At 53.7% G+C, this 24,737-nt stretch carries 16 protein-coding genes; 11 read left to right on the top strand and 5 right to left on the bottom strand.

Features of this window, described 5'->3' with window-relative positions:
• Nucleotides 1-4: 4 nt before the first annotated feature.
• The 11 genes from SCARR_RS08210 to SCARR_RS08160 all read left to right on the top strand — a co-directional run bounded on the left by SCARR_RS08210 (nt 5) and on the right by SCARR_RS08160 (nt 20,795).
• The gene (locus SCARR_RS08210; protein WP_136061002.1) at nt 5-613 is read left to right on the top strand and encodes an RNA polymerase sigma factor; all 609 of its coding nucleotides are present in this window, start codon (nt 5-7) and stop codon (nt 611-613) included.
• Complete coding sequence (locus tag SCARR_RS08205; RefSeq protein WP_136061001.1) at nt 613-2,706, top strand: serine/threonine-protein kinase; 2,094 nt, start codon at nt 613-615, stop codon at nt 2,704-2,706. The genes SCARR_RS08210 and SCARR_RS08205 overlap by 1 nt, the downstream gene beginning before the upstream one ends.
• 62 nt (nt 2,707-2,768) lie before the next feature.
• Nucleotides 2,769-4,931 (top strand): sulfatase-like hydrolase/transferase, encoded by a 2,163-nt coding sequence (locus SCARR_RS08200; protein WP_136061000.1) that lies wholly within the window; start codon nt 2,769-2,771, stop codon nt 4,929-4,931.
• Between the two features lie 129 nt (nt 4,932-5,060).
• Nucleotides 5,061-7,313 carry a hypothetical protein gene (locus SCARR_RS08195; RefSeq protein ID WP_136060999.1) on the top strand — a complete coding sequence of 751 codons (2,253 nt, stop codon included), beginning with the start codon at nt 5,061-5,063 and terminating at the stop codon, nt 7,311-7,313.
• Between the two features lie 148 nt (nt 7,314-7,461).
• On the top strand, nt 7,462-11,373 hold the full coding sequence (locus tag SCARR_RS08190) for a right-handed parallel beta-helix repeat-containing protein (protein ID WP_168433127.1): 3,912 nt from the start codon (nt 7,462-7,464) through the stop codon (nt 11,371-11,373).
• Nucleotides 11,366-13,690 (top strand): right-handed parallel beta-helix repeat-containing protein, encoded by a 2,325-nt coding sequence (locus SCARR_RS08185; protein ID WP_136060997.1) that lies wholly within the window; start codon nt 11,366-11,368, stop codon nt 13,688-13,690. The genes SCARR_RS08190 and SCARR_RS08185 overlap by 8 nt, the downstream gene beginning before the upstream one ends.
• Before the next feature lie 112 nt (nt 13,691-13,802).
• Complete coding sequence (locus SCARR_RS08180) at nt 13,803-14,561, top strand: PEP-CTERM sorting domain-containing protein (protein WP_136060996.1); 759 nt, start codon at nt 13,803-13,805, stop codon at nt 14,559-14,561.
• Nucleotides 14,562-14,906: 345 nt separating this feature from the next.
• A complete protein-coding gene (locus SCARR_RS08175; RefSeq protein ID WP_136060995.1) occupies nt 14,907-16,130 on the top strand; it encodes a glycoside hydrolase family 117 protein in 1,224 nt (407 codons plus the stop codon).
• On the top strand, nt 16,127-17,368 hold the full coding sequence (locus SCARR_RS08170) for a glycoside hydrolase family 117 protein (RefSeq protein WP_136060994.1): 1,242 nt from the start codon (nt 16,127-16,129) through the stop codon (nt 17,366-17,368). The genes SCARR_RS08175 and SCARR_RS08170 overlap by 4 nt, the downstream gene beginning before the upstream one ends.
• 127 nt (nt 17,369-17,495) lie before the next feature.
• Nucleotides 17,496-19,028 carry an alpha-L-fucosidase gene (locus SCARR_RS08165; RefSeq protein WP_136060993.1) on the top strand — a complete coding sequence of 511 codons (1,533 nt, stop codon included), beginning with the start codon at nt 17,496-17,498 and terminating at the stop codon, nt 19,026-19,028.
• Between the two features lie 120 nt (nt 19,029-19,148).
• A complete protein-coding gene (locus SCARR_RS08160) occupies nt 19,149-20,795 on the top strand; it encodes an alpha-L-fucosidase (protein ID WP_136060992.1) in 1,647 nt (548 codons plus the stop codon).
• Between the two features lie 780 nt (nt 20,796-21,575).
• Here the strand turns inward: SCARR_RS08160 and SCARR_RS28100 are convergent.
• From SCARR_RS28100 to SCARR_RS08140, 5 genes are all read right to left on the bottom strand, one after another.
• The gene (locus SCARR_RS28100) at nt 21,576-21,734 is read right to left on the bottom strand and encodes a hypothetical protein (protein WP_168433126.1); all 159 of its coding nucleotides are present in this window, start codon (nt 21,732-21,734) and stop codon (nt 21,576-21,578) included.
• A gap of 205 nt (nt 21,735-21,939) precedes the next feature.
• Complete coding sequence (locus tag SCARR_RS08155) at nt 21,940-22,443, bottom strand: hypothetical protein (protein WP_168433124.1); 504 nt, start codon at nt 22,441-22,443, stop codon at nt 21,940-21,942.
• A gap of 104 nt (nt 22,444-22,547) precedes the next feature.
• Nucleotides 22,548-22,835 (bottom strand): hypothetical protein, encoded by a 288-nt coding sequence (locus SCARR_RS08150; protein WP_222846221.1) that lies wholly within the window; start codon nt 22,833-22,835, stop codon nt 22,548-22,550.
• Nucleotides 22,823-23,248, bottom strand: a complete 426-nt coding sequence (locus SCARR_RS08145; RefSeq protein ID WP_136060989.1) for a hypothetical protein — start codon at nt 23,246-23,248, stop codon at nt 22,823-22,825. The genes SCARR_RS08150 and SCARR_RS08145 overlap by 13 nt, the downstream gene beginning before the upstream one ends.
• Nucleotides 23,249-23,392: 144 nt before the next feature.
• A complete protein-coding gene (locus SCARR_RS08140; protein WP_136060137.1) occupies nt 23,393-24,637 on the bottom strand; it encodes an IS4 family transposase in 1,245 nt (414 codons plus the stop codon).
• Nucleotides 24,638-24,737 lie beyond the last annotated feature (100 nt).

Genomic DNA, 24,737 nt, shown 5'->3' with positions numbered 1-24,737 from the left:
ACCCATGGATTCAAAAACCAAACAGACGTATGCCACGCGAATGACGCTGCTGCAGAAAATGCAGCGGCAGCAGGATGATGCGGCGTGGCAGGAGTTTGTTTCGATCTATGAAAAATATATCTATGGCGTCATCTTTAGCATGAATATCAGTTCGGAGGATGCGGGGGATGTGCTGCAGGATGTGTTGCTGAAGCTATGGAAAAAACTTCCGGAAATTGATCTCGGGGATATGCGGCGTTTTCGCAGCTATCTGGCCGTGACCGTGAAAAATGCAACGTATGATCTGTTTCGCCGGGAGTCGCGGCGCGGCGGCAACACCAAGGTGGAGTTCGAGGAGCGACTACACGCCATCGAAAACATCAGCGAGCCGGAGGTGGAGCGCATCGCGACTGCGGAGTGGGAAAACTATCTCACGGCCAAGGCGATGGAGAATGTCGCCAAGCGTTTTTCGGAGCAGGCATTGGGCGTTTTCAACGCCTGTCTGGAGGGGCAGGATATTAAGGTATATGCCGCAGCAAATGAAATTCCGCTCAGCACGGCATACCGACTGAAGACACGTGTGAAGGAGGCGCTGCTGGAGGAAATTAAAGCGCTGGAGGAGTATCTCGGCTGATGCAGAACTTTAATTCCAACGATCCGGCCAGCTTCCGGGAGATGGGGCAAAAACTCTCCGGCTTCCTCAATGCCGAAGGGCGTGAACTTTCCGAAGAGGAGGAGAAGGAGGTTTCGCCGATCCTGCATTCGCTCGACGAAATGCGCTACCACTTTACGGGCGAGGAGTTTCTGGGCGAAGGCGGGGAAAAGATTCTCAGCAAAGCCTATGACACCCAGTCCGACCGTAATGTGGTGATTGCCCGTCCGCGTCGGCGGGACACAAACATGGAGAAGGAAGAATTTCTCCGCGAGGCCCGGCTGACCTGCAAGTTGCAGCATCCGAATATTCTGCCGATTCATGAGATCGGAATCGATAACGACGATGTGCCTTATTTTATCATGCGCCTGTTTGAGGGCGAGGAACTCGGCTCCATCGCCCGGAAACGGTTTGAATCGGATTCCGGGTATTCGGGACGGTATCCCCTCGAAGAAATGCTCGAGATTTTTCTGAAGATTTGCGACACGGTCATCTATGCCCATTCCCGCAATGTACTGCACCTCGACATCAAACCGGCTAATATTATGGTTGGACGCTACGGGCAGACGATGCTCTATGACTGGGGCATGGCAGCCGTTATTTCTGATGACTCGCGGAAGGATGTCACAGAGACGTTTGATGCAGATATACTCAATACGCTTTTGCATGCCGGAACGCTGAAAGGAACGCCGGGATATATGGCGCCGGAGCAGATTGCCGAAGAAGGCGTGGAATCGTATGCCACGGATATCTATGCCCTAGGTGCGGTGCTTTACCATATTCTGACGGGAACGATTCCGGTGCGCGGATCCCATGCGCAGGAAGTCATGCTGAATACCCGCGATGGAAAAGTGGTGCGCCCGCGGCTACGTCGACCCCAGTTGAGTATTCCCGGCAGCTTGGGGGCCATCACTATCAAGGCTCTGCAACGGGAACCTGAAAATCGGTATCGGACGGTACAGGAGCTGCACGATGAAGTGACTCGTTATCTGCGCGGATTCGCGCCGAAAGCGGAACGGGCGAATCCGGTTAAACGCCTGCAGTTGTTGATGCGCCGGCACAGCAAGGTGGCAACGGTGATCTTTCTCTCCGTCTTGGTGCTGATGGTTGTGACCGGTTTCTTTTATTCCCGCGAAAAAATGCAGGGCAGAAGACTCGAAGCCGCCCGGGCGGAGGCTGTCCTAAACCTCAATCATTTTCAGGAGCAGCAGGCGGTTTCTGAAAAGCTCTACCATGATTTGAGGGAGTTTACGGCTGAAACGGGTAACTTGGGAACTTTGCGTACCTACCGGCTACTTGACAAAATTCTGGAGCAGGAGTTGAACAAGGACGATCTGGACCGCGAATACTTGAAAAAGCTGGTCAGGATGAAGGTGATGCAGGAACTCGCCCAGCAAAATTTCAACGCGGTGAAGACGCTGGTTGAAGATTATCCGCATTGGTGGCAGTGGTTGGAACTCTATGACCAGATAGCTACGCGATTTATCGAAATTAAACCCGATGACACTGCCCAGCTGTCGGATGCTGATTTCGCCTTGTTTTTGGATCATCCCTTCGCCCGGCAGCGCTATAAAGAGCTGAAGTCGCTCGCGTTCGACCTGCATATGGTCAATACGGAACCCGCCGACCCGGAAAGTTATCTCAAGGTGGCGATCGCCATGTTGAACGTGATTAACGACACGAGGGAGTGGGGCGGGCATGTTAAGCTGGAGCCACGCAAGAGCGGCTATCATCTCGATCTGAGCGGTGCACCCTATCGCATCTATGTTTTTTCGCATATGTTGCCTTGGTGCTATGACGGGGTGCTGGGCAAGTTGGATCTGGTATCGCTGGATCTGAGCCACTCGGTCGTCAATAATATCTGGGAGTTCCAACGACTGGAAAAACTCGAAACGTTGATTTTTCTAGATATCAAGATGGTCGGCGGGGATGTCAACTTTTTCACGATGCTGAAAGCGCTTCCGACTAAACGAGTCGTTCTAAGAGAGGGCGCGCACCAACAACGATTCATCGACGAATTGCGCGCTAAGGGCACAGAGGTGATCCTAGTCGCTCCAGACGAAATGTATCCCTGAGTGATAAAATCGTCAAATTCCAACGTTCTAGGTTCATTGTATAGAAACAGGGAATTGTGATTATGAAAACGGTTTTTAGGGTATTGGGAATTTTCGCGGTAGCAACTATTGCACATGGTGCGGTCAAACTTTCGGATATGGAAACAGTGGTGGATCGCGATGCTTTTTCGGCGCGCGACGGAGCGAATGTAAAAACGTATGGCGGTTACTACAACCAGGCATCAAGTGCGTCCATCGAGGATGGAGCGGTTCTAATTAAGTTGTCTGATACATCTAAGCACGGTGGATTCGGGCAGAAAGATTTTCCAACGATTGGAACCATCGGAATAATGACCTTCGATGCGAAACAGGTTGTGGAAGGTTCGCCACTGATTGCCCGGTTGTCCGCGGGCGGGGAGACCGGGGCTAATTCTGAAGTGGCGGGTTTTGAACTGGTTGGATCAGCGACCTATGTCTTCGTGGCGAACAATGATGCAACAGCACTGTTTGCCTATGATTTTTCCGCTGAACATCCGGGCGTCGTTTCTCCCGGCTTGCAGGCCGGATCGTGGGACGTCTGGAAAAACGGCAAAAAGTATCTTTCCGGGAAAACGGTCGCCGGCACCCAGGTGTCGCAGGGCGATGCCATGGATTCGTTCGGCTTCATTTTACGCAAGACGAAGGATGGAACCACGTTCAGGATCGATAATCTGACGGTTGCGACGCTATCGGCAGAGGCTGCCGGGAAGCTGCCCAAAACACCTGCTGTTGCTCCTGTTGTACAAAAGAATGCCCCAGAGGGCGCACCGAACATTATCCTGATCTTTTCCGACGATGTCGGTTTTGAGGAGATCGGTTGTTACGGGGTGCGGGACGAGCCGACCAAAACGCCGAATATTGACCGGTTGGCGGAGCGGGGCACCATGTTCAAAACCTGCTGGGCACAGGCGATCTGCGGGCCGTCGCGCGCCATGCTCTACACCGGAAAATATGCGATCAACAACGGCGAATACGACAACAAGCTACGCATGATTCCGGGCGGTGCCTCGGTGAAGAATCATCGCGAAACGTTACCGAACCTCACTCGCACCATGCACGATGCGGGCTATACGGTGGCCTTTGCTGGAAAATGGCATCATGCCGCCTTTAACGGCAATGTGCATAGCAGTCATAAAAAGCTGGGGATCGATACCTACATGGAAACCGGCACCAATCCCGGACCCTACGAAAAACTGCTGGGGCGTAAACTGATTCCGGATGATACATGGGAACAGGCCGCGCTGGGCGGATATCCGATTGTTTCCAGATATTGGAAGCCGGGTATCATTCATGCCGGCAAGGTGCTCGAAACCACCATGAATGACTATGGTCCCGATATGCTCAGCGACTTTATCTGCGATTTTATCAAGGACAACGCCAAGGGCGAAAAACCATTCCTCGCCGTTTATCCGATGGTGCTGGCGCACTCCGCGCACTGCATTACTCCGATTGAAGTGGAAGCGGGGGCCAAGCCGAGCAACAAGCATTTCAAAAAAGGCGATCCAGAAGGGCGCGCGATTTTCGACAACCAGGTGCGCTATATGGATGAGTTGGTGGGAAAGATCATTAAGCAGGTCGTGGATGCCGGTATCGCAGAAAATACGATCATCATCTATTCCTCCGACAACGGCACCACCTCGTCGGCCAAGAGCAAAGGCGTGGAATATGGCGTGCATGTTCCGTTTGTTGTGGCGGGCGGCGGGATACCGCCGCGCGGCATGGTGGATCAGCTGATGGACTTTACCGATATCCTGCCGACGCTGGCGGACTTTGGCGGAAGCCCGGTTGCCGATGGCGTGGTGGACGGCGTCAGCCTGAAACCGTTCCTGAGCGGGAAATCGGAAAAGACCAAGCCGGTCATCTATTCCTTTCCCGGTCCGACGCGGTTGGCGCGGACGGAAGAGTTTTTGCTGGAGGCGGTCTGTCCGCTGTACGACCACCCGCAGGGACGATTCTACAAAACGAACGGGTCCTTCGATGGGCGCGGCTACGAAAACATCACCCACAATCCAGAATTTTCTTCGGTACGGGCGACGTTCGACGCATATCTGAACCATTTTTCCACTACGCTACCGGACTCGTTCGATGATTCCCTCTGGCAACAGCCCTCCATGAAGGTAGGCCACAAGCATTTCAGCGACCCGAAGACCCGAAAAACACACCTATCCCTGCCCAAGGAATACGAATTCTATGATCCATCATTCTGATTTTCTCAACAATAATGAGAAAATGGAGGAATCGCGGAGTTCTAGGCATAGGGAGTGGTTGATTCCGATGGATTCAACCCAAAGATGAGTGCCGTCATAGAACGGATGAAAAACAGCATGAGGAGCCAGATGAAAAAGTTGAAGATAGCAACAAGTATGATCGCGGCGATGTTTTTTGCCGCAGCTGCCGTACAGGCGGATGTATTCACCATTTCAACCAATGCGCCGACCGTCAACGTGGTGGAGTCGTTCAACACGCTGGACTACACGAACACCACCGCGACACTGGCCGGCATGGGGCCGAACCGTATCGAGCTGTCGGGCACGCAAAACCGTTATGCCGGGCAGAGCGTGACGATTGCTCCGACCAACAACGTGCAGGCTGATTCCATTACCTTCCGCTCGTATAGTACTATAAATTTCAACGATGGAGGCACCAACACCTTTGAATTGTACATTGTGGCCAATAATGTGACGGCTGGAAGCTACACCTATGATTTCAGTACGAACTCGATTGTGAAGGGCGATTATATGACGTTTGACCTCGGGGGTGTTGCTTTGAACGCGGGCGTTGAATATGAGTTCCAGATGTATTACAGCGAATTCGATGATGACAATAAGCTGGGTTTTGAGCGCGACCAGGGAGGCGACTCCTATGCGGGCGGTGCGCTGTTCAGCGGAAGTGATACCAATGCTGCGATTGTCATGCCGAAAGACAATGTGTCACTTAGCGGCACCTCGGATATGACCTTCTTCCTTCAAGGCACGGCGACGCCTTACACCCCGCCAGTGACTCAGATTGAGGTGTCGGCAACCGCACCGACCGCCGATGTGCTGGAGTCGTATGATGCAACCGCCAATCTGAGCAGCATGTCGCCGCGGCGCAAGGTTACGCAAACAGTTCCCAACCGCACGCTGGGGCAGACCTTCACCGTGACGAATGAAATTTTCAGCATCGATGCACTGACGTTGTTTGGGAAGAATGCAATCAACTTTTCCGGCGATGGCGGCACCCATACCTTCCTGATCGCTTTCATGAAAGAGACCAGTAATGACAGCGCAACCGATAAGTATATTGAAACCTTCGCCTACGATATGAGCGGACAGAATGTGGCTGCGGATGAGCGATATATTACGTTCAATCTCGATTCGCCGATGTCAAATCTTGTTGCGGGCACCTACAGCTTTGAACTGTGGTGGGGCGAAGAGAATGATCTGAACGACAAGGCATTTGAGCGCAGTAAAGATGTTGATCATTACGCGGGTGGCGGACAGATCAGCAAGAGCCCTGCCACAGTCTTTCCGAATGCAAATATGTCGCCGAACGGAACCGCCGATATGACCTTCTATATCCATGGGTCGGATGAGGCCTCTATGCCGGTCGTGCATACGGCGTCCACGAATAAGCCGAATACGGATATTCTCGAATCCTTTGAAGTCTCGTCGGATCTTGCCGGCTGGGGCCCGACTCGTCTTGAGGAGCCAACGCTCACGAATGCAAACAATCGTGTAATCGGGCAAACCTTCACCTTGGATCACGCTGGAGAGGTCACGCTGACTGCTATTACGGTGCGCCAGCATCCGGAGTGGAATGGAGACTTCCGCGACGCCAATACCCACACCTTCCTAGTGGCTGTTTCTGCCGATACGGATGGTAATGGGAAAGGCGATGCCCCGCTGGGAACCTTCGAGTATGACTTCACGTCCGAGTACTTCAATCAGGGTGAATATTTTACCTTCCATTTGGGTGAGGGCATCTCGGGTGTCACGGGGGGAACCTACCAGATTGAGTACTACTGGGGGGAAGTGGATCCAGACCGCAATAACTTTGGTTTGGAGCGCTCTAAAGCCAACAACAACTATGTCGATGGGGCTGAATATTCTGCTCAGGCGTACAACGGAGCCGTCAACGGGTTCCCGTCATTGGAGATTGGTAACCTGAATGCCGCATCCGACCTCACGTTCTTCATTCAGGGAATAGTTGAGGTTTCAGCCGACCCTTACGCTGACTGGGCGGGCGGCTATCCTGGATTCACCGACACTGATCAGGAATCCGACCCGGAAGGCGACGGCCTCAATAACCTGATGGAATATGCTCTCAACGGCGATCCGATGATCAACGATGCTGGTTCGGTTAAGCCGGGCACCAGCACGGACGGAAGTTGGTTTATCCACGTCCATACAGAGCGCGTGGGTGACTCCTCCCTGAGCTATGCCGTTGAGCTGGATCAGAATGCCAATCTTTCGTCCGCATCCTGGGCCACCAATGGAATTGACCCGGTCGCCGAATCGGCGGTTTCAGGCGACTACAAGTCGGTCACTAACCGTACGGACGCAACCGGCGCGAAAGAGTTCGTCCGCCTGAAAGTGGAAAAGAACTAGTCAAGGGGTGATTCTTTGCGAATAACAGGCCCGTCCGGTTCCGCTGGGCGGGTCTTTTTGAATAGGAATTAAACTCTTCACAAACGAGAATTGCTCTAGTGTCTTAAGTGAGTTTGCGAGCGATGAGCTGTAGGTTGGGATTATGGAAATGACGATAAAGAGATTTCCCGGCAAAGTACTGGTGGTTTCGATGGCTGCTGCAGTCTCGGTGCAGGCGGCCGACTATTTTGTGGCGACGGATGGCAGCAATGCCGCCGCCGGGACCCATGGCGCACCTTTCGCAACCATCCAGCATGGCGCTGACCAACTGGCGGCAGGCGATACGCTGACGATTCGCGGCGGACGCTACCACGAAGCGGTTTCGGTTAGTGGACTGAGCGGTGTGGGGACGACGTGGTCGGGCGGAACCGGCTGGAGTGAAGACTGGACATTGGGTGCCGATACCTCTTCGGCCGAATCGGCCGGCAACACCGTTGCAAAGATGGTGAAGGATGGATCGATCACCCGCACCTTGGATTCCGCTGTTTCCGGCGGGACGCTTTCGTTCAAGTGGGATGTTGATAGCCTGGACAACAGTTCGGAAATCGCCTATGCCGAGGTTTATGACGGCACTTGGCACCCGGTCTGGTCGGTTGATAATTTGGCCAATGAGGGTAATTCCGGCGGTAACCCCGACAACCTGCAGTCCACCAATATTTCATTGGCAGCTTATGGCACAGTAACACAGGTTCAATTCAGACTTTCTGCCAGCGGCGCGGCTGACTATTTCTTCGTCGACGATATCGCGGTCGGTGCGGCGACGGATGATTTCGAAGGAACGCTGCCGCCCATCATCATCAGGAACTACAACAATGAAACCGTAACGCTGGATGGCAGCGTGGACATCGATTCCATCGCAACCAACGGCTGGACGCACTATCGCGACGGCATCTTCCAACGCTCCGTCACACAGGATGTCTGGCAGTTGTTCTTAGACGATAAAATGGTCGATGTCGGCCGCTGGCCGGATGCGAGTTTCGAGGATGGTTCGATCTGGAGCCGGGATGATTCGATGGACGTCTGGAGCTACGGCACATCGAATGGCAACGGCACGGCAACCTTCGATTCATTGACCAACTTTCCCGCGTCGGGACGCGCCGATTTTCTGGAAGGTGTAGCCGTTTTGAATTACCACCACTGGCTAACGGCGGCAAAGGATATGCTCAGTATCGACTGGGAAACCGGCACGATCGGTCTGGAGGACACCTTCGCTACGAAGTCCGATCTGGCGGGGTATGTTCTCGGGCTGGGGTGCATTGATCGCGACAACGAATGGTGGTTCGACGACGCCACACAATCCATCTATTACCGTGCGCCCGGAGCTGTCGATCCATCCACGTTTGCCGGCTCGCTGTCCGGCCGCGTGCTCGACTATGCTATCACGTTCGACAACGTTTCGAATGTCCAGTTGCAGGGAATTAATTTTTTCTCCGGAAGCGCGGCCGTAAAATCCAGCTGCGATGGAGTGGTGATCGACTCCTGCCATTTTAAGTATCCCAACGAATACAAGTTCATGCTGGAGGTACTGGACACCACCGATCCCAAGAATTACCTGGATCCGGCGGTTAACAATGTCTGCTTTGTGATTGATGGCACAAACTGTGTGCTGGAAAACAGCGTGTTTGAATATTCAAACACCCACATCGTTTTGAGCGGTTCCGACATGCGCGTGGAAAATAACCTGTTCCATGATGTCGAATGGGATGTGGTTTCGACCGGCGGGTCCGGTTCGGTCAACCTCGGCGAGCGCATGCAGTTTTTGCGCAACCGGGTCTATCGCTGCGGCAACTCGGAAGGCGTTCGTCCGTTGAGCCAGCTCCATGACTCGGAGGTGGCCTACAACCAGCTGTCGCAAATGAGCTTATTGCAGGTGGACGGTGCCGCCATCAACGTCAGTCTCCATTCGCGCCGCAACCATGTGCACCACAACTGGGTGCACGACAGCAAGCGCGCGGCTATCCGCTGGGATTGGTACAATGATCTTAGTGGAAGCGAAGAACACGGCGGATGCTTCCATCACAACGTCACTTGGAACTGCCCGCAATGGCAAATCAAGAACGATGACAACGTGCTGTTCAACAATGTCGGCTCGCTCAATGCTTCGGTTTATTTCTCCGATGCGCCCGGAAGCACCAACGACGATTCCGTAGCGATCAATAACCTGACCCAGAAAATGTTCCAGCACGGGGTGTTGTTGCGTGACAACCATACGGAACTGGGCAACGAGTTTGATCTGCTGCGCGACTGGCAAAGCTTCGACTTCCGTCCTGCCTCGTCATTCAGCCCGCTGGTGGATGCCGGGTCGGATCTGCTGCTCAGCGAGATTCCCGGGCTGGCCACCTACAGCATTCCCGTTCCCAACGATGGAACAAAGGCCGATATTCTAACGGTTGGAAATGCGCCCGACATCGGCGCCTACGAATACGGTTCGGCCGCGTATTGGATTCCCGGTCGCAAGACGGCGCAGGCTTCCATGCCGATTCCCGCCAACGGTGCAACCACCGATCCGCTGGATCGCGACCTGATTTACCTCATCGGCTACAAAGGCATTTCCGCCAATATCCTGATGGGAACCAACCCCGCCGGTCTTTCGCCGATCACCAGTCAGGCCAATCCGACGAATATCGTTGAGCTGGCGACGCTTGATGAAAACAGCGCCTACTATTGGCGGGTCGATACGGTGCTGGGCGACAGCTCGGTGGTGACCGGCGAAGTCTGGTCGTTCACGACCGGCGCTTTGCCCCCCGATCAGGCCTCAATGCCGGTTCCGTCCGATGGCGCGACTGGGCAGCCGTTTGATAGCGATCTTTCCTATCTGATCGGCCTGGACGGCATCGGCGCGAATATTTATTTCAGCACCAATCCGGTCGCGCTGCCGTTGATTGCCAATCTGAACGAACCCACCAATGTAGTGGAGCTGGCCACGCTCAATGAAAATACCACCTATTACTGGCGGGTCGATACGGTGCATACCGACACATCGGTCGTGACGGGCGAAGTCTGGTCGTTCACGACAGGATCCCTACCCTCCATTTCCGTTGCCAGCTCGTCACCGACCAATGATGTGATCGAATCGTATAATGTGCCGGCTACGGGCGCGATGGGCCCTCGCCGCCAAGTGTCTACTAACGACTTTGACCGCGCGGCCGGTCAGGCGTTTACGATTACGACGGACACGAGTGTAAGCTTCGAGGGGATTACCCTGCGCACAGCGAACGCCATTTATTTTAGTGGCGACGCGAGCAACCATACCTTCCTTGTTGCACTCATGAAGGATACGGACGGAAATGGGAAAACCGATCTCCAGATCGGCGACACCTATTCTTTCGTCATGACGGGACAGGACTGGGCTAACGGCGACGACTATCTCACCTTCCATTTTGGCGTTCCTATCACCGGTCTGGAGCCGGGACTCTACAGCTTCCATACCTATTTTGGCGAAGAACACGATGCCAATAACTTTGCGTTCCGGCGGGACGTGGGCACGGGCACGTATGCCGGCGGCGGGCAGGTTTCCAAGTCGAATCCTCCCGTATTTCCGAATGCCAACTTAACGCCCAGCCCGACCGGTAACGACTTTGTGTTTTTCATTCATGGAACGGAAGAATCGACTCATACGTTCAACTATTGGATTGCTCAATACGGCCTGTCCGCAGGTCTGGCGGCGTATTCAGCCGATATCGAACCCGACGGAATGGATAACCTGCTTGAATATGCCCTCGGCGGAAACCCGACGAACAACGATGCCTCTACGATTTTTCCAAGGTCTGGAATGGTGAATGATGACGGTGCCAACTGGATGGAATATGTCTATCGTCGGCGCGAAGATTTTGTAGAGCGCGGGCTCGACTACTCGGTTGAAGTCTCGACCAATCTGGTTTCCAATGTCTGGAATACCAACGGAGTTATTTTAACGGGAGTATCACTTCCAATATCTGGAATCGAGACCGTCACAAATCGGGTGTCTACGGAAGATGCTCCTCAAAAATTTATCCACCTTGAGATTACTGAAAATGAATAGATTACTTGTTATTTTACTGATCTGCGCTACCAGCGCAGGAGCGAAGGAATGGAACGTGAAGTCCGGCGGAACGGAACTGGAACAAGCGCTGAAGGCGGCTAAGCCCGGCGATACCATCCGGCTGGCCGGAGGACGCTATGAAACGTCCATAGAACTGAGGCGGAAAAACGATCTGCGCATCGTTGCCATCGAGGGGGCTGAGGTAATCATCGACGGTTCTCGTGCGCTGCCAAAAAACTGGGTGCCATGGAAAGAGGGCATCTGGAAGCAGGAAATTGGTTTCGATATTTGGCAGCTTTTCAACGACGATCAACTGGTCTATGTAGCGCGTTGGCCGGATGCCACGTTTGAGGATGGAAAAATCTGGCGCATGATGGAAGGCATGCGGCGCACGGATGGCGGCTACAACGAGCGCAAGCATGAATGGCTTGGAAAGTCGCGGCTGGGATTGGCCTACGACGACCGCTTCCACAAGCCCAAAGACATGGGCTTCAGGGAAGGGGACACGCGCTACAAGATCGATCCGTCCATTACGTTCGACAAGCAGACCTATTCATTGGCCGAGACCGGTAAGGATTTTACGGGCGCAATCGCCGTTCTCAATATTGGCCACTGGCTCACCTGGGCGCGGCCGATCACGGAGCACGCGGCCGGATCCGACCATTTTTCGTATGATCCATCCGGGATTGGGATGTCTGATATTCATCAGTTCAGCGCCTATCATATTCTCGGTTTGGCGGCACTCGACCGTCCGAATGAATGGTGGGTCGATGCCAAAACTAAAACGGTCTACTACATGCCTCCGAATGGTATGAACCCCAATCGGATGGCGTTGCGCGGGCGCGTGAACGATTTCGGGTTGGATATGTCAGGATGCAAGAACATCGAAGTTTCCGGTATCCGGTTCCATGGCGCAGGTTTTTTCGTGATGGACAGCTCCGGTGTCGAGGTGAAGGACTGCGCATTCGATTACCCGTCCACTCATAAATTTGTGTTGGGTTCGACCGACTGGTTTGTGCATTTCAATCCGGGAAACAACGCAAACAAGATGTCGAGTTTTCACAAAGGGAAAGACAACCGCTTTATCAACAACAGGGTTCGCCGGAGCAATGCGCCGCTCAGTTTTCAGAGCAAGGGCATGCGGGTTGAAAACTGCCTGTTCTCCGATATTGAGTGGGAGCCCAACTCTAACGGCGCGTCGGGGTCGGTGATGATTGGCGACGACGGCTTTTTTATCCGCAATACGATTACGCGCGCCGGAAACTCGGAGGGGGTGCGTGGAACCGGAACCGGGGCAACGATTGCCCTGAATCACTTGTCTGACATGAGCAACCTCCAGCACGATGGGGCGGCGATTAATGTGGGAACCCGTAATCATTATAAGACCCTGCTTTCACATAACTGGGCGCACGACTGCAACCGGCAGGGCGTCCGTTTTGACTACCATGGCAGTGGTATCTACCGCCCCGACGGTAAAATCCATGGCGACGGCGTCTACATGAATAACGTAACCTGGAACACGCAACCGAACGAGCTGAAGGGCGATCGCCATCTGGTATTGAATAACAGTGTTCTTAACGTGAATCAATATTCTGATCCTTTTAAGGAAGAGGTTTCCATGTCGATTCAAGGATTCAAGATTCTGCATGAAATCAATGGCAATATGAACAGCCTCACGCGCAACAATCTCGGGACGCTCAGAAGCCGCTCGTTCCATCTCGATAAAAAACCGAAAAAATGGTGGAAGCGTTCCGACGGCTGCATGATGCCTGTCGCGACGGTGCTTCCAGGTAAGGCCGACCACAATCTCCGTGAACCAGGGGCTTCCTGGAGATACCTGCGCGATCCAACCAATTTTGATTTTCGTCCAAAGGCGGGAAGCCCGCTCGTCGATGCCGGAGCACCCGTTACGATAAGCGAAATCCCCAGCCCCGTTTCCAAATTCAAAGAGTTGGAATTCGAAGGGGCCGCGCCGGACATTGGCGCCTATGAGTTCGGCGCCAAGCGCTACTGGATTCCCGGACGGAAGGAAGCCATCTCCAGCACGCCGGTTCCCAAAGATGGTGGAACCCACGTGCCGCTTGATGCTGACCTGATGTTCCTGGAGGCCTACGAAAGTGAGCAGCACCGGGTTTATGTTGGCACCTCACCGAATGCATTGAAGCTGGTTCGTTCCTTGAGGGATGCATCAAGCAATATCGTTGATCTGCCGGATCTCCAGCCATCTACCACCTACTATTGGCGCGTGGATGCGGCCGATGATAAGGGGGCTGTACGACAAGGTCATGTCTGGAGTTTTACGACCGGGAAAAAGTGACGGTTTAAAAAAAATGCCCACACCGTGAGAATCGTGCCCGAAGATGACGTTTATAGATTAATGGAAAGAGATCTGTTTCTCGAAACCAGAAATTTCAAAGGCCGGAGAAAAAATGAAAAAAACAGTAATGATTATGGCTATTGCCCTAGTTGGCTCGTTCGCGCATGCGGCGACGATCGAAAATTGGCAGATGAATGATGACCCCGGTACGGACCTCAAAGATCTTAACAATTCCGCCGGAACGGCAAAGTGGTATGTGGCGCGTACCAATCTTCAGACCGACGGAAGCGGAAACCTGCATATAACGCAGGGAGCCAATTTATTCAATGGAGCAAATCTGAGCACAACTGATGTCACCAGCGGAATCTATGAGTTAGCCGTCACGTATAGTGCAGCCGATATGACGGATGGGGATATTGCCGGGGGCTCCGTAGGGTTTAGTTTTCGGCATGACAGTGCCGTGGTCGCTGAAAGACATGACCTGGCTATAATTAAACTTGTGAAGCGCAATGGTGAGTTGAGGCTGGAGGCTCTGGGGTCAGGTCCCGCTGTCACGCTTTATGACTTCAATGCAACCGTTTTGCCGGATACGCTGGCGGTGCGGGCTGTGCTGAATCTTGATACCGACCTGGTCGATGTGTATTACTCGATCGGCGGTGCCGCTGAGGTTTCTACGCTCGGTATTGCAGCAAGTGACGGCGAGCTTGACCAGGTTCGAACGGCCTTCCAGGTCGTCTCCCCCGACTTTGGAGCCACCTCGTATGTAGACGTGGACCAGGTAACACTGTCCGTGATCCCTGAACCGGCTACCCTTGGTTTGATTGCTTTGTCGGGAGTCGGACTGCTTGTGGCTCGTCGCTTCCATATGTAGGCATCCGCTCAAGCGGGATCTCAAATTTATACGGCCCCATCCGATTTGTTCGGGCGGGGCTTTTTTGGTTCAAGTTCCAAGTAAAGAGATCGTAGACGCGACGTCCTCGTCGCGTTCTCTGCGGAAAAGAAAGCGACGAGGGCGTCGGTTGGCTGTCGCCTCGCTTTGTGTCTACAGTGAAATGTTCCCGGAAACGGACCTGACCCTTTCTTTATCCGGCCGGATCGGCGATCCTTTCATTTTAGATTGCTGCTTAAATCAAACTTTCGTTGCAGTCTTTGGGAATATGGCGTCCTAGGGACGTTTCCTATTTATATGCATAAATGGATAATCAGGAGTTTGTTAATGAATATTAAAGTTGTGGGTCTCGCACTGCTATTGCCGTTGACCGGCTTTGCAGAAGTGTTTCCGGCTTTGATTCCGGAAGAAAAGCCGGAAACTCCGGTGAGTGTTGCGGTTGCGCGTTTGTATGAGCAGTGGAATCCGCATGAAGATCGGGCCAATGAACTCTATTCCAACTTTAAATATACGCCGCTCCAAGGGTTGGAAACCGCGCCGAATATCTCACGCCGGGATCCATCCAAGGTCCTGCTGATTGATGGCGTCTATCATGTCTGGTACACGGGCCGGAAATCGGCGGGTATTCCGGCGGGAAAACAAGCAACCGATACGATTCCTTCGTTCGACTGGGATCTGTGCGATCTATGGCATGCGACGAGTTCCAATGGTTGGAACTGGGTTGAGGACGACAAGCCGGCCGTCACGCGGTTGGCTAAGCCGCAATACGGCTGGCGGTCTATTTCCACAACGGATGTTCTGATCTGGAAAGGGAAATATTATCTCTACTATCAGGGCTTTAACGAAATTCCTGGACTGGATTCCGGCGACCGTGCCGCGGTAACTGTGGCCGAAGCCGATTCGCCGTTCGGGCCATGGAAGCCGCTCGGTAAGGTGGTGATCGATTTTGGAGCCGTGGGCGACTGGGATTCCAACGCGATCCACGACCCGTACCCGATCGTCTACAAAGGAAAGATTTATATCTACTACAAAGGCTCCCCGCAAAAGGGAGGGGGTAACGGAACCATCGTCCGCGCACAGGGCGTCGCGATTGCCGAGCATCCGCTCGGGCCGTTCAAAAAGTCGCAGCTCAACCCCGTGCTCAATTCCGGCCATGAAACCTGCATGTTTCCGTTCAAAGGCGGGGTGGCAGCGATCGTCAGCCTGGATGGCGCTGAAAAGAACACCGTGCAGTTTGCGCCCGACGGCATTAACTTTGAAGTGGCCTCGCTGATCCAGCTTCCACCGGTCGCACCGGGGCCGTTCTGCCCGGACGCATTCGCCGGTAACGGTGACGGACGCGGCATAACCTGGGGCCTCTGCCACATCATGGACAAGGAGAGCGGAAACAATAACTCCATTCTGGCCCGCTTCGACTGCGATCTTTCGCTGGAGGTCGACCGCCAATATTTCAAACGCAACAATCTGCGATTCGACGATGGAACTTATTTCCAGAAAAGCACCATGCTACCGGGCAATTTAAAGAAACAGATTCAGGGAGAAGGACAATGACCAAACTTATTTCAGGACTAGTGGCAATTGCCTGCGTTGCCGTCGCCGAGCAGAAACCCTTCCCGGCGGTTATTCCGACGGAGAAGCCGGATCGCCCGCTGAGTGCGGCGATGGAGCGGTTGTACGATGAGTGGAATCCTCACGAAGACCGCGGGAATGAACTCTATTCCAATTTTAAATATTCGAAACTAAACTTTAAACGAGAGGCAAACGTCAGCCGTCGCGATCCGACCAAGGTAATCAAGGTCGATGGCGTCTACCATGTTTGGTACACGGGCCGTCGTTCCGAATGCCCGCCGGTCGGCCTGAAAAACGCAACCGACACCAAACCCGGTACCGACTGGGATCTGGCCGATATCTGGCATGCGACGAGTTCCGATGGATGGAACTGGGTTGAAGATGCGGAGCCCGCCGTACACCGTCCGCCGAAACCGGAGCAGGGCAACCGATCCATCTGCACGCCGGGTGTTCTTGTTTGGAAAGGGAAATATTATCTCTATTTCCAAGCCTACAATAAAATCGGGGGACAGGAGTATTGTCCAGTGCGAGTGGCCTATGCGGATTCGCCGAACGGCCCGTGGACACACCATCCGGAAAATGCACTTGTGCCGAGTCCGGCAGGGAGTTGGGGCAACATCAAGATCAATGATCCTTGTCCGGTGGTCCACAACGGCCGCATTCTAATTTATTACAAGGGTGCGCCGATCGAGCGTGGTTCGGAATATGTGCTGCGCATGCAGGGCGTTGCCTTTTCCGATAATCCGCTTGGGCCGTTTGAAGCCTCTAAGCTGAACCCGGTCATCAACTCCGGACACGAAACCTGCATGTTTGCGTGGAAGGATGGCGTCGCCGCGTTGGTCGCGCTTGACGGCCCGGAAAAAAACACCATCCAGTGGTCGCCCGACGGAGAAAACTTCAAGGTGATGTCGATGATCCAGATACCGCCGGTTGCGCCGGGGCCGTTTTGCCCGACCACCTTCGACGGCAAGGGCGATGGTCGCGGTTTCACATGGGGGCTGTGCCACATCAATCCCGATGGCGGCGGTGCAGCCAACGAATCGATTCTCGCCCGCTTCGACTGTGATCTCTCGCTCGATGTGGATCGCGAATATTTCAAACGCAATAACCTGCGTTTTAATGCCGACACCTATTTCCAGAAGGGCGTTGCGTTGCCTCCATTGGTGAAGAAGCAGATCATACAGTCGCAAAAAAGGTTGGATAAGGAAACGGTGCGTTGATGAATGTAAAAATGCTTTGTAACTTTCAATGCAGAAGCATCTCAGAGGATGGCGGCAAGATGCCCTTTGTTGTCAAAGAAATCGGTGTCTGCGGGGGTTCCTCTATGAAGTTTAAAGGAACGGACTCATGAAGATTTGGATATTAAGCATAGGAGTGTGTCTTGCAGTCGGTTCAGTTTCCGGGAAGGGGTACGAAGCGGATTGGGATTCACTTTCAAACTACGAAGTGCCCGAATGGTATCAGGATGCAAAATTCGGCATCTGGCCGCACTGGGGCGTCTATTCGGTTCCCGCCTTTCGCGGGGATCATGCGGCGGAATGGTATGGCCGCTGGGTTCATGGTGTTGAAAAGGGCGAAACCCGGCTGGATAAAAAAGGGCGTGTGCTTAGCGACTACTACGAAGCGCGCGGCATGAAGACCAAGGACTTCCATGAAAAGAGCTACGGCTCGGTTGCCGACTTTGGCTATCATGATCTGATTCCACTCTGGAAAGCGGAAAAATGGGATGCCGATGCCTGGGCGCAGCTGGCTGTGGATTCCGGAGCAAAATTTTTCTGCATGATGGGAATGCACCATGACGGCTTTGCGCTGTACGACTCGGATCTGACGAAATGGGATTCGGTAGAAATGGGGCCCAAGCGTGATCTCGTGGGCGAAATGAAAGCCGCTTCCCGCAAAAAAGGTCTGAAGTTTGGTGTCTCGAATCACTTTGCCTGGAACTATGAATATTTTGGGTTCTACCACCGCAACGGCATCGGAAAAGCGCAGCCTGAACTGGCCGACTTTTATTCAGAAGGCGTGGTGGATGAAGCCTATCTGGAACGCTGGTGGAAACGCACCACGGAGCTGGTGGATAAGTCCGATTGCGATCTCTACTATTTTGACTGGGGCTGGAATAAACCCGAATGGCGCGAGGAAAATTTCCACGCCCGGTTTGCGGCCTATCTCTACAACAAGGGCATCGAAACCGGTAAGGGAACCTTTGGTTCCCCGGGCATGGTGCTCTGCTCAAAGCGCAACGACATTCCAACGAATGCCGGTGTGCGCGACCTGGAGCGGCGGCAGATGATCGATATTCAGGAAAATGTCTGGCAGACCGATACGTCCATCAGCGTTTATTCCTGGGGCTATTCAACAGAGGATGAATACCGCACCGCCGACCAGCTGCTCGATTCCCTCGTAGACATTGTCTCGAAAAACGGCGTCATGATGCTCAACTTTGGACCGAAGGCTGACGGAACCGTTCCGCCCGAATACAAGCAACCGCTGCTCGGTATGGGCGCATGGTTGAAGGTGTGCGGCGAAGCGATCTACTCAACCCGCCCTTACTCCATCTTCGGTGAAGGCCCGTCGCTGGACGATCAGCGTTCACAGCACGATCATCATACGGTGTACACCGGTGAACATATTCGCTTCACCCGGAATAAGCAGAACGACGTGCTCTACGCAACTGCTCTCGATTGGCCGGGTGAAAAAATACTTATTAAGACGCTGGCAAAGAAGGATCTCGGGAAGATCAAATCTGTTCGGCTCCTTGGAGTTGATGGCGAACTGGGTTGGAAGCAGACCTCTCGGGGTTTGGAAATAATGCTTCCCTCCAAACCCGCATACGGCATGGCCTATCCCGTGAGGATTGGATTTAAAGGCCGCCTCCCATAGGAGGTTCGGTGATCGCGTTGCTGAAGTTATTCTTAAAACACGGCGATAGTATAAATTTTGGGAAAAACACCATTTTAAATCGTTTATAGATTAACCAGTTTAAATCGATTTGAGGGTGTCATGAAAAAAAATGTATATGCTGTTATCACTTGCTCGCTATTGGCTATACCGTCGTTGGCGGAATACAAGGCCGACTGGGATGATCTGGCAAGAGTGAACGAAACGCCGGAGTGGTTCAAGGATGCAAAATTCGGCATCTACTTCCATTGGGCGCCGTATTCGGTTCCTGCCTTTGGTAATGAGCACTATCCGCGCACGATGTATGGCCACCCCAGCGGGAAGAAGCCGGTGGAGAACGAGCAGAAGCGCAACTACAATCTCGGCGTCGGCTTCCAGACCTACCGTGAGCACGAGTTTCACACGCGCACGTTCGGTGAGCCGAAGGATTTTGAATACCACGATCTGTTCCCGATGTTTACCGCCGAGCATTATGATGCGGACGAATGGGCCGATCTTTTCGTGGAGGCAGGGGCAAAGTTTGCCGGCCCCGTGGCAATGCATCACGACGGCTATGCGCTGTGGGATTCCAAAGTCACGCCCTGGAATGCCGCGAAGATTGGCCCGAAGCGTGATCTCCTTGGGGAATTGGTGACCGCCATCCGCAAGCATGATATGAGATTTATTGCAACCTTTCATCACGCCAAGGTGGGGCAGGCTGCTGCCGATGCTCCAGAAAAGGAGCAGCGCCGCTGGCACTACCAAGGCCGCTACAATTATTTGCAGCGCGAGGCGCCGGAACGTATTGGAAAGGATTCGCCCGATCTCCAGAAACTTTATGGCACGATGGGCTGGGAAAATTTCTGTGAATGGTGGAACCAGATACTGGAAGAGGTGATCAATACCTATCAGCCCGACATTATCTGGTTCGACTCGTGGCTCGACCGCCTCCCGCAGGAAAATCGCGCGCGTTTCGCGGCCTACTATTTCAACGCCGCAGAAGAGTGGGGTAAGGAAGTCGTCACGACCTACAAACAGCATGACCTTCCGCAGAATGTCGGTGTGGTCGATTTTGAGAAGGGGCGTCTGGATCAGCTCACCGAATATAACTGGTTGACCGACGACACCATTAGCGCCGGCCAATGGACCAAGACCGGTAGCTGGTCCTACACCGAAGAGCTGGACATCAAGTCAGCCAAGACGATGCTGCACATGCTCATCGATATCGTCAGCAAAAACGGAAATCTGCTGCTCAACATTTCGCCGACCGCCGATGGTGTTATTGATGATGCACAGCGCCGCTCGCTGCTCGATATGGGCGATTGGTTGCGCGCCAACGGGGAGGCGATCTACGGCACCCGTCCATTCGTTACCTATGGTGAAGGTCCCAAGCGCATCGCGTCGTCGGAGCACGGCGGGCACTTCACGCAGATGAGCGGCGACTATACGGCAGAAAACTTCCGCTTCACCACCAAGGGCAACGCCATCTACGCCATTCAGCTCGGCTGGGCGGGAAGTGAGGTGGATGTAACAATCAAGAGCCTGGCCAAGGGCAAGCTCGGAAAGACCACGGTCACCAACGTGTCTGTGCTTACTTCTCCGGAAAAGATTGAATGGAAAGTGACCCACGAAGGGCTTGTAGTGAAAACACCGTTCAAAGCTCCTAATAAAACAGCCATTGTCTTCAAGATCGAAACTCAGGATGGTTGGAGGGCAGTTCAGACCGACGATCCAATAAAGAAAATGGAACCGATTTCTGTAGACGGTTAAGTAAAAGATCCACAAAGGAACGGATCGCGAAAAAGAAAGATGCTCGGAGTCATCAAATCCCAACCGGTGTTTACAAGGTGGCGGGAGCAAACCCCGAACCACCAAGTTTTGGGCCACCGTTCCAACACGGCAGTTTAGATCGATGATGGCGGTGGGCGTTAGTGACATCTTTAGGAGCAGTTTAGGATCACGCTAAGTCGTGCTTTAGGCTTCGGCAGGGACTAGCAGAGAAGCTACCTATCATCCCCTTGGCCTGCCTCCGGGCTAAGTGCGGCACAAGGTAGCGCAACTCCAGGGAATAATGCCTGTAGAAAGCTTGCTGAAATCTTGTAGCGAACTGCTTCTGCACGCTTTGCGCGGTTACGGGACGCGCCCATAAAAACCCTATTTATCTCAAAAATATGAGATATAAAAAGTAGGTTTCTTATGGCGCGGTATTACAGCCGTGCAACGTGTGCACAGCCCAGAAATCTAAGATGGAAAAATGAGAGTTTTCATGTCCCCTGAGTTAACTGTTGACCCTGAATCACCTGTAGATACACTAATGGAATAAGGTATGAGTATGCATGACAGGATGCATTTATCCCGCTCTCTAACTCGTAGTTGGAAAGGGAAGCATGTGCGCCGAGGCATATGGGTATTGGCGGCTCCTCCGCGATATTTTCTAGATCAGGGGGAGTCGCCCTTTTTACCGCCCGCATATCGCATAGGTAAAAAGAATCAATACCGCCCCGGCGGTTATGCCAGAGCGGGTTGAAGAACCTAGATGAACATCATTCACTACTTATATCCCTTTCCGCAGCAGAAGATGCAAACGATGTTGGTGCCGGCGTGGAAGCCGGTGCCTTTGCAGTGCATGCAGCGGAATTTGAACATCGTGCCGGCGCTGCAGGCGAGTGCGGTGACCAGCAGCAGGCGGGTGATAGTTTTTCTTTTCATGGTCGTACTCCTTATGGGTTTCAAGCAGTTTATTTCTGCATCATCTGCCTAGCTTTTTCTGCTGAAAGCTCCCGGCAGTTACCGCTCTTTTAAACAGGTTCTATGTGAGAACGAATTGATTATTGCGAGGCAGGGACGTAACACTTAAATAAGGCATATTTAGCTATCTAATAAAGAACTGACGACCCGGTATTGAGCCGGACGGTCAACCGTTGAGCTGGCGGGATATGCCGATCAGCTCGGAGATGCTCTTTTCGCGCATCTGCTTCTCTATCTTTCGCCGCAAGACTTCTTCCACGGTTGCCTTGGTGGCTACCCCGGAACCGGCGACCACCGCCACGACTCCGGCGGTGGTCAACGCGAATCCGGCCAGGGCGATGCCGGCCCCGGCCACGAGTGTCAGCAATCCGGTGGAGATCCACTTTTCGGCCTGCTCCTTTTCGGTGTACACCACCGACAGCATGCCGGTGGCGATGAGTATCCCGCCGATGGCCATCACGCCCTGTCCCAGCGTCACAAGACCGGGGCCGAGCATGATGCCTCCGACCCCGGCCGCCACTGCCCCTGCTGAGAACCAGAAGGGATGCTTTTTCGCACATTCGCCGAGCTCGTCGAGCAGACCATTGATCTCGACGTTCAGCTTGGGTGGGGGATTATCCGGGTAGGGATGGATGTCGAGCGGCGCGTCGCGTTGCAACCCCCGTTTCAAAGGCTCTCCGCAGGAGCCGCAGAACGACTCTCTTTGGTATGCCTTTTGCTCAAAGCCCCGCCCGCATCCTGTGCAGTGTCTGTAAGACATAGCAACCTCCTTTATCAGTATTCGCTCGGTAATAAGCAACACGTTGAGCTTCGGTCAGCTTCCGTGATGATCCAGATGCGAGTTCCGTCCGGCAGTTTATAGGCAGAGAGAATCCGCAACCCTTGCTCGATGGCTTCCACATTCGCCTGCTTATCTTCTTCGCACAGATCACCCCAGTCACCGGTAACGTGCCGCTCCAAAAACTCGGTGCATGCCTTTCCGTTTTCCTCCAGCGCGGCGATCGCGCCGGGTGTGGCGACAAGTTGGCCGAGGGGGAAGAGGGGCTTCATTACTTCGCACATGACATAGCCTCCTTCCCCTTGGTCTCCCACGGGCATTGGTCGCACAGGGCATATTCGTTCCCGTTCGCCATGTAGCAAGCGGCGCACGGGAACAGGATCTCGCCGCAGGTTGTGCAGGGGAATGGCTGGTTCTCCTTATACGCCACCTCGGTGGAGCAGTTGGGGCACCACTCGCTGTAGGCCTGCGGTTCGGGCTCGACACCATCATTAATTTCGAGGAAGCCGGGCCCGTTGCATTCCGCGTCGGCCATCACAAACACGGTTTTCTCAACCGCCTTGCCGTTCTGCTTGCCCTTGACGGTGAAGCCGAAGTATTCGCCGGAGTCGTCAGCAACGCCCCCGGTGATGGTCAACCCCGTCAGCTGGGGGATGAGCTGGTCGAGGCATGCTTTTACATAGTCATTCTGTTTCACTGTCATCCCATAGAGGACGCTAACGGAGTGTCAGCTCCCGTTTTTGTTAAGGTTTCTGATGTTTAGTTTATTTAGTCGATTCCGATTTTTTGTTGAAGAGTAATGATGATTCCCCGTTTTAAACAGTTGGCTGTCCCACAGCATTTAGATGAACCCCGGCAGATACGCCTGTTCCGGTGCTCCTCGGATGCGACCGGGTGGTTTGGCTGTCCCATAGGATTCCAGCAAGGCGGGCAGGTTCCAGCGACGCCAAAGCGAGACCCTTACGACGGTGAACAGGCGCTTGAAGCTGTGATCCCATCCGTGCATGAATTTGAGACAGCGCATCAGCAGATGGACGAGCAGCCCGGTCCATACCTGCCAGCGTACGGCATTAGCGCTGTAGCCGAGAAAGTCGGAGAGCTGGAGCGTCTGTTTGATTTCCTTAAAGAACACCTCGATATCCCACCGGCAGCGGTAGAGCTCCGCGACCGTCCACGCGCTCCACTCCAGATGGTTGGTCAGGAAGACCATTTCGACATCCTTGCCGTTGATCTCCACGAGGGCTACAACGCGGCGCAACTCGCACGGGTAGGCCTTCTTCGATTTTTCGAGCATCAGCTCGATGACTTCGTCGCGAAGGATGCGCTTGTTTTTAGTCGTTTCGAGGGAGCGCATCACCGTGTACTGCATGTTGTCTTTCGCTCGACCCGCCCAATTAATGCCGCGCTCCGTTAGCTCAAAGAGATGCTTGAATTTGATATAAGCCTTGTCGAATACAACGATTTCTCCGGCTTCAAGGTCGGCACACAAGCTCAAGGTCTTGCGGCTGTCATGGTGTTTTGCCGTGTCGACAATGGCACATCGTGGAAGGAAGCTTTGCAGGTCCAGACGCATGTGGCACTTCGCGGCGGCCTTGCGGCGGCGGTGCTTTGCCCAGTCCATGCTATTGGCCACCAGCTGTATCGTGGTCGAATCGAGCGCATGGATCGCCTTGCTGAAGCGACGGAGGTATCCACTACGCACCTTTCCCTTCGCAAAACCAGGCACCGTGTCCATCAGATGCTTCATCATGCTCCAATAAAGCTCTTCGGCCATGTTCGCGTCGCGCACTTGATTCGCATGGCTCAGGTTGTTGCGGGACGGTGGAACCGCACCGCGGATGGTGGAGAGCGCCGCCGCATTCATCTGGAGCGCGTCGCATACATCGTTAAGCCCGAGCGCATGAGCAAAGTGGGCATAAAGCAGCGAAACCACATGGCTCCATGGCGTGTACGTCCGGCTTCGGGCATCGACGCCATGCTTCTTCGCAAGGTTCGTGACCATGTGTCCGGGAATCAGATTGCACAATTGCTTCAAGGTTGTATACCTATGTCCGGCTGGTTTGTGTTTTTGTCTCTGTTTTTTCATACCCTCCGAGTGGAGGATTTAGAGCTCACAAGCCAGCCTTTTTATTTAAAATCTATGGGATGACAGTGTAATAAATCACTAGTGTCCTAATGTTAGTCGA

The organism is Pontiella sulfatireligans, assembly GCF_900890705.1.
GTDB classification, from domain to species: Bacteria; Verrucomicrobiota; Kiritimatiellia; order Kiritimatiellales; family Pontiellaceae; genus Pontiella; species Pontiella sulfatireligans.
The sequence above is the reverse complement of the archived record's forward strand: the minus strand, read 5'-3'. Positions and strand labels throughout refer to the sequence as shown.

Bases quoted from the DNA above. Each gene is read 5' to 3' on its own strand.
- SCARR_RS08210 (WP_136061002.1), top strand. From the start codon at position 5: ATGGATTCAAAAACCAAACAGACGTATGCCACGCGAATGACGCTGCTG.
- SCARR_RS08205 (WP_136061001.1), top strand. From the start codon at position 613: ATGCAGAACTTTAATTCCAACGATCCGGCCAGCTTCCGGGAGATGGGG.
- SCARR_RS08200 (WP_136061000.1), top strand. From the start codon at position 2,769: ATGAAAACGGTTTTTAGGGTATTGGGAATTTTCGCGGTAGCAACTATT.
- SCARR_RS08195 (WP_136060999.1), top strand. From the start codon at position 5,061: ATGAAAAAGTTGAAGATAGCAACAAGTATGATCGCGGCGATGTTTTTT.
- SCARR_RS08190 (WP_168433127.1), top strand. From the start codon at position 7,462: ATGACGATAAAGAGATTTCCCGGCAAAGTACTGGTGGTTTCGATGGCT.
- SCARR_RS08185 (WP_136060997.1), top strand. From the start codon at position 11,366: ATGAATAGATTACTTGTTATTTTACTGATCTGCGCTACCAGCGCAGGA.
- SCARR_RS08180 (WP_136060996.1), top strand. From the start codon at position 13,803: ATGAAAAAAACAGTAATGATTATGGCTATTGCCCTAGTTGGCTCGTTC.
- SCARR_RS08175 (WP_136060995.1), top strand. From the start codon at position 14,907: ATGAATATTAAAGTTGTGGGTCTCGCACTGCTATTGCCGTTGACCGGC.
- SCARR_RS08170 (WP_136060994.1), top strand. From the start codon at position 16,127: ATGACCAAACTTATTTCAGGACTAGTGGCAATTGCCTGCGTTGCCGTC.
- SCARR_RS08165 (WP_136060993.1), top strand. From the start codon at position 17,496: ATGAAGATTTGGATATTAAGCATAGGAGTGTGTCTTGCAGTCGGTTCA.
- SCARR_RS08160 (WP_136060992.1), top strand. From the start codon at position 19,149: ATGAAAAAAAATGTATATGCTGTTATCACTTGCTCGCTATTGGCTATA.
- SCARR_RS28100 (WP_168433126.1), bottom strand. From the start codon at position 21,734: ATGAAAAGAAAAACTATCACCCGCCTGCTGCTGGTCACCGCACTCGCC.
- SCARR_RS08150 (WP_222846221.1), bottom strand. From the start codon at position 22,835: ATGTGCGAAGTAATGAAGCCCCTCTTCCCCCTCGGCCAACTTGTCGCC.
- SCARR_RS08140 (WP_136060137.1), bottom strand. From the start codon at position 24,637: ATGAAAAAACAGAGACAAAAACACAAACCAGCCGGACATAGGTATACA.